Here is a 12580-nt window from a genome sequence, read left to right as displayed (position 1 = left end):
GCAAATCAGTCCCTCTGTTGCAGCCGTAGGGAATCACGGCGAAAACCCAAAAGCCAGAGGGCTTTTTCAGCAGCCTGCTAGGCTGGCTTCTGCCGCGTTCGGATACAGCCTATGTCGGCGGTAGGTTGCAGAGGGCTATCACACCGGCAGCCCTGATGATCCGGACGGCCGCAAAGGTGGAGGTTCGATGACGGCGCCGCCGAACAAAGCTTCACGGGAGTGCCCGATCTGCGGCGGTGCGAGTTTCATGCCGGGACCGCGCGGGCGCATGGCGGTGAGCGGCGTCTTGCCCCGATGCGCCGGCTGCAGATCATTGGAGCGCCATCGCGTTTCGCGCGTGATGTTCAACAGGCTCGGCCCGGGGCATTTCGCCGGCTGGTCCGCGATCCAGTTCAGCCCGGATCCGACGGTCGATCCGGACTGGTTCGGCACCTTCGAACTATCGATCTACGGGGAGCCCGGGGGCGTGGACATCCAAGCGATCGACCGGCCCGACGGCGCCTACGAATATGTCGGCTGCTCGCACGTGCTGGAGCATGTCGGCGACGATCGAGCGGCCTTGCGCGAGCTGTTGCGCATCACCGCCGGCCGCGGGCTGCTCTATCTCAGCATTCCGGATCCGTTCGCCGAAGCGGTGACGCGGGATTGGGGCTTTCCCAAGCCGGAAAAGCATGGCCATTGGCGTGTCTACGGCCGCGATGTGGCGTCTCGTTTTGAACGCTACGTTCCCGACCAGCCGGTGCTCGCCTATCGCGGGACGGACCCGGTCACGGGCGTTTCGACGGGCGCGTTCCTGCTTCCGAAGTCGACGGAATGCTATCGCTGGATCCGCGATAGACTCGGAGCGGACGTGGAGCTCTTTTCCGGCCCGCCGCCCGGTTAGGGCGGCAGCCGCCGGTTCAGTTCCGCGGTTCGGGTCGTGAGACAATGAAGAGCGCGACGGTCACCATGATCAGCGCGACGATGGATGCGGTGAGCACGGAGACTTCCAGGCGAAACCAGAGGACGGCGAAGCCCAGGGCCATGAGCGCAATAGCGCAGGCCTTGGCGCCTAGCGAGATGGCACCATCTCTCCGCCAGTCGCGCAACGGCCGCCCGAACAGGGGATGATCGAGGAGCCATTGTTCGAGGCGCGGCGAAGAACGGGCAAACAGCCATGCAGCCATGAGCAGGAACGGTGTCGTCGGCAGCAGCGGAAGGAAGATGCCGGCGATGCCAATGCCCAGCATCGTCCAGCCGAGCCCGAGCAGCGCTATGCGGATGGAAAGATTCACTTTTCTTCTCCTCGTCTCGCATGAACCGAGCAAGTCAAAGCGCCACGGCGCGGCCCTGTAGTCGTCCCAGCCTGTCATGGGAAGGACAAAAAGCAGCGCAGCGGCAAGGTGACCGGAAAACTGCCGGGCGGCAAGTCCTCGTCACTTCAGCGCGTCTTGCAAATCGGCGGCCGACCCGCCCGGTCGCCGCCTGTTTGCGCCGGCACAAAGACGGGCGGGCCTGCTTCGGCAACAAGACAGGGAGACCCACCTGGGCGGGCGGAAGCCTGAGCCATCCCCTGAACCATCCCTTGCAGGAAACATCGGCCAAGGAAGAAAAATGACGCAGATAAACCTCGAAGACACGGTCGCAACGATTGCGGCGGAATTGCCTGGCGCCGCGGACCTCTTCCGCCGCCATGGCATCAGCTTCTGTTGCGGCGGCAGCGTGCGGTTCTCGGAAGCCGCCGCCAAAGCGGGTCTCGCGCCATCGGCGCTGCTTGGGGAACTGGAAGCCCTGGTGGCGACGGCAAAGCGCGACGCACCGGAAGAAACGCCGGAGCTCATCGGCCATATCCTCGAGAGATACCACGAAACCCATCGTGCGGAGCTCGCCTGGCTCATCCCGCTTGCCGAGAAGGTGGCGCGGGTGCATGGCGATCATCCCGCCGCCCCGATCGGCCTCGCGCAGGTGCTGGAGCGTTTGCGAGACGATCTCGACAGCCACATGAGGAAGGAGGAGCAGGTCCTTTTCCCGATGATGCAGCGCGGCGGCAGCCCGGTAATCGCTCATCCGATCGCACAGATGCGGCATGAGCATGACGAGGAGGTCGAGCATCTGCGCGCGATCGAGCATGTGACCCATGGCCTTACGCTGCCGCCGGGTGCCTGCGGCTCATGGACTGCGCTCTATACGGGCCTGCGCAAGTTCACGGACGATCTGGTGACGCACATGCATCTCGAGAACGCGGTGCTGTTTCCGCGTTTCGAAGCCGAGGCGCGGGCGGCCGTTTGACGTACGCGCCAAGGGGCGCCTGCCGGCATGCATTTGCGGATTGGCAATCCATCTGGCGGGCGCCATACCGACCGCTGTTTTTTCTCGCCGGACTGTGGGCGCTCGCCGCGCCCATGGTGTGGCTTCTCGCGGAGGAGACCGCACCGGGAAGAATCGCGGGGCACAGCCGCGAGCTTCTGTTCGGGATGGCCGGTGCCGCGGCAGGGGGCTATCTGCTGACGGCGCTGCCGGCCTGGACCTCGAGGGGGCCGGTCGCGCCGGCCGTTACCGTCGCCGCCGCCGGCCTCTGGTGCCTTGGCCGCTTGACGGTGCTGTTCGCGGAGCATTTGCCGGTGCTTGCCGCTGAGGTCGGAGCCTGCGCCTATTTCGCCTTCCTCACAGCGATACTCGCGCACGGCGTGCTATCCGCCGAAGCCTGGTATCGCTACTGGGCGCCGCTCGCGACGGCCGCACTCGGCATCAATGCCGCCCTCGGTGAAGGCGTGCGTTCGACGGGCGCCACGCCGCTGCTTTACGTCGTCCTGGTCGTGCTGGTAGGCGGACGTGCGGTGCCGGCCTTGACCCGGCACTGGCTGGAACGGACCGGGAGGCTCAAGCCCTTTCGCGATCGGCCGACGCTTTCCCATCTGGCGATCCTCGGTATTCTTGCCGCCATTCATCTCGGCGGTGTCCACCAGCACGCGGCGTCAGGTCTCGCGCTGATCTTTTCCGGCATGTTGCTCATGCTGCAGATGGCGACGTGGCAAACGCTCCGGACCCGCCGCTATCCGGCCTTGTTCATGCTGCACATCGCCTTCGCCTGGACGCCGGCCGCACTCGGTCTCAACGGACTCTCGGCTCTTTTCCCCGAGCAAATCTCGCCTGGCGCGGCCCTGCACGCGCTGACCATGGGGGCGATGGGAACGATGATATCAGCCTTCATGATGCGGTCGGCGATGGCTCGCGAGGGTGAGCGCCTGATCGTCAGCCGGGTCATGGCCGGCGCCTTCGCGCTCGTATCCCTCTCGGCGCTGCTGCGCGTCCTCGATGGCTGGCTCGAGGACGCACATTTCGATCCAGTTCCTGCCGCTGCCGTCCTATGGATTGCGGCCTGGGCGCTGTTCCTGGTTGCCTATATCCCGGCCATGCGCGGCCCCGTTCCCCGGCCGGTGTTCAGCGCTGCGATCCGCAATCGGTCGCAGGCACCACCTGACGGGCATGGCTAAGGGACGTGAGGAGTGCGACTTCAGGCGATTCCTCCCGGCTGCAAAATGCTCTATTGCGCGGCGACGTCGGTCGCTGCCGGCGACCCCGCTCCGGCTTTGACCAGCCCTTCGCGGAGATGCTCTACGTCGGTTTCCTGGGCATAGTGCAGGGTGGCCAGGAAGGATTCGATGCCGAAATCGGGGGCGAGCGCTTTCACCTTATCCGCGTGGGCGGAAGCGGCGATGGCGTCGCCGAGCCAGCCGTAGCAGGCGGCGACGAACGCGTGCTGCACGTGGTCCATGGCCGTCAGGTGCATGAATGCCTCGATCGCCTCGCCGTATTGGCGGGCAGCGAAATGCGCCTTGCCGAGATGGCTCCAGAACCGCTCGGGATGATGGGGGTTGAGCCGCATCGCCTTGCGGATCCAGTCGATGCCCTCTTCCGGCCGCCCGAGCCAGGTCAAAAGCTCGCCCTGCTGAACCACCACCAGGTCATAATTCGGGTTGAGCGCAAGGGCCCGCTCCTGGTGGTAGCGTGCGGTCGTCAAGGCGTTGTTGTTGACATGCACCGCGGCGAGAATGCGATGCACGTCGGCATCGTTGTCGTCGAGCGCCAGCGCCCGTTCGAGCTCGGCAATGATCTCGGCCCATACTGCATCCTTGTCTTCGCACCAGCCGTGGACCCAGGCCTGCCCGAGGATGCAGGCCCGCCAGGCATGGGCATGGGCGTAATTGGGGTCGAGTGCGACGGCGCGTTCTATCAGGGACTGGGCCTGCTTGTTGTCGGCGACGGTGGCGCGATGGTGCAGCACCTTGGCCGCAAGCGCGCATTCGTATGCGGCCATGTTCGCCGGTTTCGTGCGGGCGAGATGATCGCGCTGGGCTGCTTCGACGCGGCCGGGGAGCGTTGCCGCAATTGCCGCCGTCACCTCGTCCTGTATGGCGAAGATGTCGTCCAGCTTCCGGTCGAACTTGTCGGCCCAGATATGGGCATCGTTGATCGCGTCGATGAGCTGGACCGTCACCCGCACCCGCTCGCCGCTCTTTCGCACGCTCCCCTCAACAAGGTATTGGGCGCCGAGCTTTTCGGCCACTTCACGCACGTTCGCGGGCTGGTTCTTGTAGACGAAACTGGAGTTGCGCGAGATCACGAAGAGCTCGTGGCGGCGGGACAGTTCGGTGATGATGTCTTCGGTCAGGCCGTCGGCGAAAAACTCCTGGTCGGGGTCACCGCTCATGTTGTTGAACGGCAGCACGACGATCGAAGGTTTGGCGACCGGCCGCTTCGCGCCCGCTTCTTCCGCCGAAGCGGGCAGGGCGGAGCCCTCGAGGCCGATGCGGAAAAGATGAACGGGGCGGCTGATGTTCTTCAGCGTCTTCTCGCCCAGGTCCTCGATCAGGACGTCGAGACGGTCGGCGATCTGCGTCGCCACCGCGGCCGTGACGCAGATGCCGCCCACATCGGCCAGCTGCTCGATCCGCGCGGCGATATTCACGCCGTCGCCGAAGATGTCGTCCTCCTCGAAGATGATATCGCCGAGATTGATGCCGATCCGGAATTCGATTCGCCGCTCCTGAGGCACGTCGCTGTTGCGCCGCCGCATGCGCTGCTGGACCTCGACGGCGCACTTCACCGCGTCGGTCACGCTCTGGAATTCGACGAGCATGCCGTCGCCGGTCGTCTTGATGATCCGGCCCTTGTTCTTTGCGATGGCGGGATCGATCAATTCTATCCGGTGCGTTCTGAGGCGGGCGATCGTGCCGGCTTCATCGGCCTCCATCAGCCGACTGTAGCCTGCCATATCGGCCGCCAGGACTGCGGCTAGTCTTTGTTCCATCGATTTGCCAGCAACAGGATGGCGTTCTCCCGAGTTGAAGTCACGGGGGCCAAGGCAATAGTAGCGCACGCGGCCGCGATCGCCTATCTAAATTAGCGCCCACTTCTGGAAGGGCCTCGATGCCCTCTCGTGCTCGACGAGCCCGGGGCCGCCAATTCCGCGGCCCGAGTTGCGCGGTATTTTTTCCTGCTCTGAAACATAAATTTGAAACGGCGATCCTTCTGGCGAAATGCGGTCGCCGAAGCCCGGAAACGCTTGGATCGGCGGCGCGGCAGAGGGCCCGCCGGCGCCTCCGAAGGGGGTTCTCGATCCTTTGCGCGAGGCGCCGGGAAGGGAGTTGTTAACCTTCATTTCCTATTCGCTAGGGACAGCCCTTTCGATGATGAATTTCGAGTTTCAAGGCCATGCGTATTCCCCGGACCAACTTCTCGACGGCAGCTTTGTATGAGGCAAACCACGTGGATGATTTCGAGGATCCGCATCCGGGAGCATCGGCCGGCGCACCGGCGCAGGCAACGAGTGCTGCCGAACACGATCACCTCTTCGAGGCGCCGGAAGCGCCGCGGCGGACCGCCGGCCCGCAGGCGCATGACGAGGCCTATGCCGGGCGCGCCGCGCGCCTCTACGGCCACGGTTCCGCCTATGCGCCGGCGCAGGTGACCGCCGCCACGGACGATCCGCTCCCGACCCTTGCCGAGATCACCGGCCAGGGCGACGGATCGAGCTGGGAGAGCCACTTCTTCCTGTCGCCCAATGTCCGCTTCACCCGAACACCGGAGCGCGAATTCTTGAAGCGCCGGGCGCCCGCGGCCGATGAGAGCGAGGTCGAGCCGGAGGAGAATGAAGTTGCCGCAGGCGAGACCTCCGAGCCGACCGTCACGGAAGCGGCCCCGACGGAAGTCGTGCCTGCCGCCGAAGTTCTCCCCGCCGAAATCGAAGCCCCGTCCTATAGTCCCTCCGAACTCCTGCGGGTGCTGATGCAGCAGCTTCCAAGCTGGAGCGCTGCGCAGGCGCGCGACGGTCACGCCGTCGAGCCGGCGGCAGCCGCGACTCCGGCGGCCGTGGAGAATGTGGGGCTTGCGAGCCTCAAGGCAACGGCCGTTGCGGCGGGCGAGGAGGCGACGGCCGACGTTCCGACGGACGGCGCGACGCTTGCCGACAATGCCGCCGATGTTGCTGCACCGCTCCAATCGGATGGGCGTCTCGCCTATCTCTCCGACTTTGCCTTCTTCGAGTTCATGCCGCTCGGAGAGGCGCCGGTTCCCGCGGCGGCTTCCCTCGCAAGGCAGATCGTGCAAGCTCCGGCGCCGGTTGCGGCCGCCCCGCAGCCCGTCGCGCCACCGCCTGTCGAAATCCGCCCGCTGCCGCCGACGGCGATCACCGCGCTTTTCCGGGTGGTCGAATGCCGGCGGCCCGAGCCTGGCGCTGCAGTGCCCGTTCCGGAAGCGCCTCAAAGCGGCGCGGCGGTCGCTGCGAACGATGCCGCCTCCATGCTCGTGGTATCGCCGGCCCGGGCCTTGGCCGAACCCGTGCTTCCCGCGCCCGCACCCGCAGCCGAGCCGGCTCCCCAAGCGCCGGTGACCAAGGCGGCGATCACCATGCCGGCGGTCGTGCAACGCTCCGCCTCGGCCTTTCCTCCGATCGGGACGACCGACAAGCGCCACGGCGGCGACAGCTACGAGTTTCCGTCCAAGGAGCTCCTGCAGGAGCCGCCGCAGGGCCAGGGCTTCTTCATGACCCAGGAGCAGCTCGAGCAGAATGCCGGGCTCTTGGAAAGCGTTCTCGAGGATTTCGGCGTTAAGGGCGAGATCATCCATGTCCGCCCCGGCCCGGTCGTCACGCTCTACGAGTTCGAGCCGGCGCCCGGCGTCAAGTCCTCGCGCGTCATCGGGCTGGCCGACGACATCGCCCGGTCTATGTCGGCGCTCTCGGCCCGCGTCGCCGTCGTTCCCGGCCGCAACGTCATCGGCATCGAGCTGCCGAATGCCACGCGCGAAACCGTCTATTTCCGTGAACTCATCGAATCGAATGATTTCCTAAAGACCGGCTGCAAGCTGGCGCTCTGCCTCGGCAAGACCATCGGCGGCGAGCCGGTGATTGCCGAGCTTGCGAAGATGCCGCATCTGCTCGTCGCCGGCACTACCGGCTCGGGCAAGTCGGTTGCGATCAACACGATGATCCTGTCGCTCCTCTACCGGCTGAAGCCGGAGGAATGCCGGCTGATCATGGTCGACCCGAAGATGCTCGAGCTCTCCGTCTATGACGGCATCCCGCACCTTTTGACGCCGGTCGTCACCGATCCGAAGAAGGCGGTGATGGCGCTCAAATGGGCGGTGCGCGAGATGGAGGACCGCTATCGCAAGATGTCGCGGCTCGGTGTGCGCAACATCGACGGCTACAACCAGCGTGCGGCGGCCGCCCGCGAAAAGGGCGAGCCGATCCTCGCGACAGTGCAGACCGGTTTCGAGAAGGGCACCGGCGAGCCGCTCTTCGAGCAGCAGGAGATGGACCTTTCGCCGATGCCCTATATCGTCGTCATCGTCGACGAGATGGCCGACCTGATGATGGTCGCCGGCAAGGAGATCGAAGGGGCGATCCAGCGCCTCGCCCAGATGGCGCGCGCCGCCGGCATCCACCTGATCATGGCGACGCAGCGCCCCTCGGTCGACGTCATCACCGGCACGATCAAGGCGAACTTCCCGACCCGCATCTCCTTCCAGGTGACGTCGAAGATCGACAGCCGCACCATTCTCGGTGAGCAGGGCGCCGAACAGCTCCTCGGCCAGGGCGACATGCTGCACATGGCCGGCGGCGGCCGCATCGCCCGCGTCCACGGCCCCTTCGTCTCCGACCAGGAGGTCGAGCACGTAGTCGCGCACCTGAAGACGCAGGGGCGCCCGGAATATCTCGAGACGGTCACCGCGGACGAGGAGGAAGAGGAGCCGGAAGAGGAGCAGGGCGCCGTCTTCGACAAGGGGGCGATCGCCGCGGAAGACGGCAACGAGCTTTACGAGCAGGCGGTCAAGGTCGTGCTGCGCGACAAGAAGTGCTCGACCTCCTATATCCAACGCCGCCTCGGCATCGGCTACAACCGCGCCGCCTCGCTCGTCGAGCGGATGGAAAAGGAAGGCCTCGTCGGCCCGGCCAATCACGTCGGCAAGCGCGAGATCATCTACGGCAATCGCGACCAGGCGGCAAAGCCGGACGAAGGCGATATGGATTGAGCCGCCGGGCCATTTTGGGGGTGGACGCCGCTACCCCCTCTGGCCTGCCGGCCATCTCCCTCACAAGGGGGGAGAATCCATGCGGCGGCCGCTCACCTCAACTGAAAGGCTTGCCTTCGGAATGGGTGCACGGCCCCCGAATGGCGTGGAGCGTTGCGGCAGATCCCAGAGGGGGTGCCGGTTCGCAGCCACGCCTTTGCGGCAATATTGAGTGCATTCTCGCCAGCCCAGAACTCTGATGAAAAATTAGCCATACGGGCGATTTCGGCGCCTTCGCGAGCGGAGCCGAGTGCCGAAGCCATTGATAAATATTAGCTGATGATCTTGGCACACCACTTGCTTACCCATCTTGTATGCAAGATTTGTCGCCACAACAGAATGTTCAGACCAGCATCGACGAGGCCGTCGTCACCGGCATCCTCTCGGCCCGCATCCGTCCCGGCACGCGGCTGAGCGAGAACGAGCTCGCGAGCCTTTTCGGCGTTTCACGCACGCGGGTGCGCGAAGCGATGATGCGGCTCGAGCAGCGCGGCATCGTCAAGGTCAGCCCGCGACGTGGCTGGTTCGTGGTCGAGCCCTCGGCCGAAGAGGCGATGATGGTCTATGCGGCCCGCCGCGTCATCGAGGCGGGGCTGTTGCGCAGCATGGAGGAGCTGACGGACGACGGTCGAGCAACGCTGCACGCGCATCTCGCCGAAGAGAAGGCGGCGATCGCCGCCGGCGACCGCCAGCGGTTGACCTGCCTGATGGGCGACTTCCATATCCGCATCGCCGAACTCTCAGGCAACACGATCCTCGTCGAGATCCTGCGCGACCTGACCGCGCGCACGATCCTGATCTCGCTGCTCTACCAGTCCGACTTCCACGCCATGCAGTCGCATCTCGGCCATTGCCGCATCGCCGCAGCAATGGAGGAGGGGGATTTTCTCAAGGCGGCGGAACTTTCCGTCGAACATCTCGACGAGGTGGAGACTGGACTGGATCTCACCCGCCGCCCGGATCCGCTCGCCGATCTCAGACACTCGCTTTCGCTTCCGCCGCAGACGGCGGCGGCCTCGAATGCACCCCGCAAAACCAAACCATGAAACCAACAGAGGAGAATGACCCAATGCTTTCAAGAAGAGTTTTCGTTGCCATGGCGGCGCTTGCCGCCGCGGTCGGCTTCGGTACCGTTGCACAGGCCGATGCGCTTGGCGACATCACCGCGCGCGGCACGCTGCGCGTCGCCGTGCCCCAGGACTTCCCGCCCTTCGGCAGCGTCGGCCCGGACATGGCGCCGGTCGGCTATGACATCGACATGGCCAACCTGATCGGAGAGAAGCTCGGCGTGAAGGTCGAGCTCGTGCCGGTCACCAGCGCCAACCGCATTCCCTATCTGCAGACGAACAAGGTCGATCTCGTCATTTCGAGCCTTGGCAAGAACCCCGACCGGGAAAAGGTGATCGACTTCTCCGCCGCCTATGCGCCCTTCTATAACGGCGTCTTCGCGCCGGCCGAGTTTGTGGCGACGAAGCCGGAAGAGCTTGCCGGAAAGACCATCGGCGTCACCCGCGGCGCCGTCGAGGACCTGGAGCTGACGAAGGTCGCGCCGGCCGACACGGTCATCAAGCGCTACGAGGACAACAACGGTACGATCTCCGCCTTCCTTTCGGGTCAGGTCGAAGCGGTCGCGACCGGCAACGTCGTTGCCGCGGCGATCCTTGCCAAGAACCCGCCGAAGCGCCCGGAGCTCAAGTTCCTCATCAAGAACTCGCCCTGCTATATCGGCCTCTCCAAGGAGGAGCCGGCGCTGCTCGAGAAGGTGAACGGCATCATCGCCGCCGCCAAGGCCGACGGCAGCCTGAACGCCATTGCCCAGAAGTGGCTCGGCGCGGACCTGCCGGCCGACCTCTGATCACCGGGCGCCATCCCGCCCCGGGCGGGGTGGCGCCACCGACGCTTGCCAACAGGGGTGCGCCTTGAATTACCAATTCGAATTCGGCTGGCTCTGCGAATACTACCCGCAGATTGTCAAGGGGATCGCGATCACGATCCAACTGATCGCAGTCGGCGCCGTGGCCGGCATTGCGCTCGGCATCGTCTGCGCCTGGGTGCGTGCGCTCGGGCCCGCCTGGGCGAAACCGATCGTCGCAGCCTATGTGGAGCTCATCCGCAACACGCCGTTCCTGATCCAGCTCTTCTTCATCTTCTTCGGCCTGCCGTCGCTCGGGCCCCAGCTCAGCGAATTGCAGGCGGCCAATCTCGCCATGGTCGTCAATCTCGGCGCCTATAGCTGCGAAATCATCCGCGCCGGCATTCAGGCGACGCCGAAGGGCCAGTTCGAGGCGGGCGCCAGCCTCGCCATGACGCCGTTCGAGACCTTCCGCCATGTCGTGCTCGTCCCGTCGCTCCAGCGCATCTGGCCGGCGCTCTCCTCGCAGGTCGTCATCGTCATGCTCGGCTCCGCCGTCGTCTCGCAGATCGCCGCCGAGGACCTGACCTTCGCCGCCAATTTCATCCAGTCACGCACCTTCCGCGCCTTCGAGGCCTATATCGTCTCGACCGCCGTCTACCTCGTCCTTGCCATCCTGCTCCGCTACGTGCTCGGCATGGTGGGGGGCCTGATCTTCCCGAGGAGGGCGGCCCGATGATCGAGTTCACCATCTGGGACATCCTGCGCAATCTGCTGCTTGCGACCCGCTGGACGATCGTTCTGTCACTCGTCTCCTTCCTCGGCGGCGGCATCGTCGGGCTCGTCCTGCTCTTCTTGCGCATCAGCAAGCGCAAATGGCTGCGGGCGCTCGCGAAATACTACATCGAGCTCTTCCAGGGCACGCCGCTCCTGATGCAGCTCTTCATCGCCTTCTTCGGCCTCGGGCTCTTCGGCATCGACGTGCCTGCCTGGTTGGCGGCGGGGCTCGCGCTCATCCTCTGGACCGCCGCCTTCCTCGGCGAGATCTGGCGCGGTTGCGTCGAGGCGATCGCCAAGGGGCAATGGGAGGCTTCCGCCAGCCTCGGCATGGGGCGCCTGCAGCAGATGCGCTACGTCATCCTGCCGCAGGCGATGCGGATCGCGGTGCCGCCGACCGTCGGCTTTTCCGTGCAGGTGATCAAGGGCACGGCGTTGACCTCGATCATCGGCTTCGTCGAACTGTCGAAGGCCGGCACCGTCGTCACCAACGCCACCTTCCAGCCCTTCACGGTCTACGGTCTCGTCGCACTCATCTATTTCGCGCTCTGCTGGCCCTTGTCCAAGAGCAGCCAGATTCTCGAAAGGAAGCTCAATGTCGCTCATCGCAATCACTGACGTCCGCAAGAGCTTCGGGACGAACGAGGTGCTGAAGGGCATCACTCTCGACGTCGAGCCGGGCGAGGTGATCGCCGTCATCGGCAAGAGCGGTTCGGGCAAGTCGACGCTGCTGCGCTGCATCAACGGGCTCGAGACGATCAGCCACGGCTCGATCTCGGTCGCCGGCGCCCAGCTTCTCGACGACGAGGTGCATCTGAAGGCGCTGAGATTGAAGGTCGGAATGATCTTCCAGCAGTTCAACCTCTTCCCGCATCTGACGGTCGGCGGCAATGTCATGCTGTCGCAGATGGTCGTCAAGAAGACACCGAAGCCGGACGCCGAGGCGATGGCGCGCAAGATGCTGGAGCGCGTCGGCCTCGATCACAAGTTCGACGCCTATCCGGACGAGCTCTCCGGCGGTCAGCAGCAGCGTGTGGCGATCGCACGCGCCTTGGCGATGCAGCCGATCGCGCTGCTCTGCGACGAGATCACCTCGGCGCTCGACCCGGAACTGGTCGCGGAAGTGCTGGCGGTCGTGCGCGAGCTCGCCGCCGAAGGGATGACGCTCGTCATGGTGACGCACGAGATGAAGTTCGCCCGCGACGTCTGCTCGCGCGTCGTCTTCATGCACCAGGGTAGGGTTCACGAGATCGGTCCGCCGGAAGAGGTCTTCGCCAATCCGCAGACGCCGGAACTGAAGCAGTTCCTCGGAATGCATTAGCAGGCTGCTGAAAAAGCCCTCTGGCTTTTGGGTTTTCGCCGTGATTCCCTACGGCTGCAACAGAGGGACTGATTTGC

General features: G+C 65.1%; 11 protein-coding genes. 9 read left to right on the top strand and 2 right to left on the bottom strand.

The genetic code is table 11. The annotated features are described in order from the left end of the window. The first annotated feature begins 247 nt into the window (after nucleotides 1–247). Nucleotides 248–883, top strand: a complete 636-nt coding sequence (locus tag ATB98_RS00440; protein ID WP_167354040.1) for a methyltransferase domain-containing protein — start codon at nucleotides 248–250, stop codon at nucleotides 881–883. Nucleotides 884–899: 16 nt separating this feature from the next. Here ATB98_RS00440 and ATB98_RS00435 read toward each other — a convergent pair whose 3' ends face one another. Beyond that, the gene (locus ATB98_RS00435) at nucleotides 900–1274 is read right to left on the bottom strand and encodes a YbaN family protein (protein WP_066867658.1); all 375 of its coding nucleotides are present in this window, start codon (nucleotides 1272–1274) and stop codon (nucleotides 900–902) included. Nucleotides 1275–1593: 319 nt separating this feature from the next. Between ATB98_RS00435 and ric the strand changes: the two genes are divergently transcribed. Both ric and ATB98_RS00425 read left to right on the top strand, forming a co-directional pair. Further along, nucleotides 1594–2268 carry an iron-sulfur cluster repair di-iron protein gene (ric, locus tag ATB98_RS00430; RefSeq protein WP_066867655.1) on the top strand — a complete coding sequence of 225 codons (675 nt, stop codon included), beginning with the start codon at nucleotides 1594–1596 and terminating at the stop codon, nucleotides 2266–2268. Then, entirely contained in the window at nucleotides 2265–3473 is a 1209-nt protein-coding gene (locus ATB98_RS00425) for an NnrS family protein (RefSeq protein ID WP_066867652.1), read from the top strand. The genes ric and ATB98_RS00425 overlap by 4 nt, the downstream gene beginning before the upstream one ends. 50 nt (nucleotides 3474–3523) lie before the next feature. On the opposite strand, the gene ATB98_RS00420 is transcribed toward ATB98_RS00425, so the two are convergent. Then, a complete protein-coding gene (locus ATB98_RS00420) occupies nucleotides 3524–5290 on the bottom strand; it encodes an adenylate/guanylate cyclase domain-containing protein (protein ID WP_066867649.1) in 1767 nt (588 codons plus the stop codon). 404 nt (nucleotides 5291–5694) lie between these two features. Between ATB98_RS00420 and ATB98_RS00415 the strand changes: the two genes are divergently transcribed. The 6 genes from ATB98_RS00415 (at nucleotide 5695) to ATB98_RS00390 (ending at nucleotide 12503) form a co-directional block, all read left to right on the top strand. Then, nucleotides 5695–8514 (top strand): DNA translocase FtsK, encoded by a 2820-nt coding sequence (locus tag ATB98_RS00415; protein WP_066867646.1) that lies wholly within the window; start codon nucleotides 5695–5697, stop codon nucleotides 8512–8514. A 353-nt stretch (nucleotides 8515–8867) separates the two neighbouring features. Next, nucleotides 8868–9599 (top strand): GntR family transcriptional regulator, encoded by a 732-nt coding sequence (locus ATB98_RS00410; RefSeq protein WP_066867643.1) that lies wholly within the window; start codon nucleotides 8868–8870, stop codon nucleotides 9597–9599. 23 nt (nucleotides 9600–9622) lie between these two features. Then, the gene (locus ATB98_RS00405; protein WP_066867640.1) at nucleotides 9623–10408 is read left to right on the top strand and encodes a transporter substrate-binding domain-containing protein; all 786 of its coding nucleotides are present in this window, start codon (nucleotides 9623–9625) and stop codon (nucleotides 10406–10408) included. A 64-nt stretch (nucleotides 10409–10472) separates the two neighbouring features. After that, nucleotides 10473–11144, top strand: a complete 672-nt coding sequence (locus ATB98_RS00400) for an amino acid ABC transporter permease (RefSeq protein ID WP_066867638.1) — start codon at nucleotides 10473–10475, stop codon at nucleotides 11142–11144. After that, nucleotides 11141–11800, top strand: a complete 660-nt coding sequence (locus ATB98_RS00395) for an amino acid ABC transporter permease (protein WP_066867636.1) — start codon at nucleotides 11141–11143, stop codon at nucleotides 11798–11800. The genes ATB98_RS00400 and ATB98_RS00395 overlap by 4 nt, the downstream gene beginning before the upstream one ends. After that, entirely contained in the window at nucleotides 11778–12503 is a 726-nt protein-coding gene (locus ATB98_RS00390) for an amino acid ABC transporter ATP-binding protein (protein WP_066867633.1), read from the top strand. Before ATB98_RS00395 ends, ATB98_RS00390 begins: the two co-directional genes overlap by 23 nt. Nucleotides 12504–12580: the final 77 nt, after the last annotated feature.

Source organism: Sinorhizobium saheli (genome assembly GCF_001651875.1).
Taxonomy (GTDB): domain Bacteria; phylum Pseudomonadota; class Alphaproteobacteria; order Rhizobiales; family Rhizobiaceae; genus Sinorhizobium; species Sinorhizobium saheli.
The sequence above is the reverse complement of the archived record's forward strand: the minus strand, read 5'-3'. Positions and strand labels throughout refer to the sequence as shown.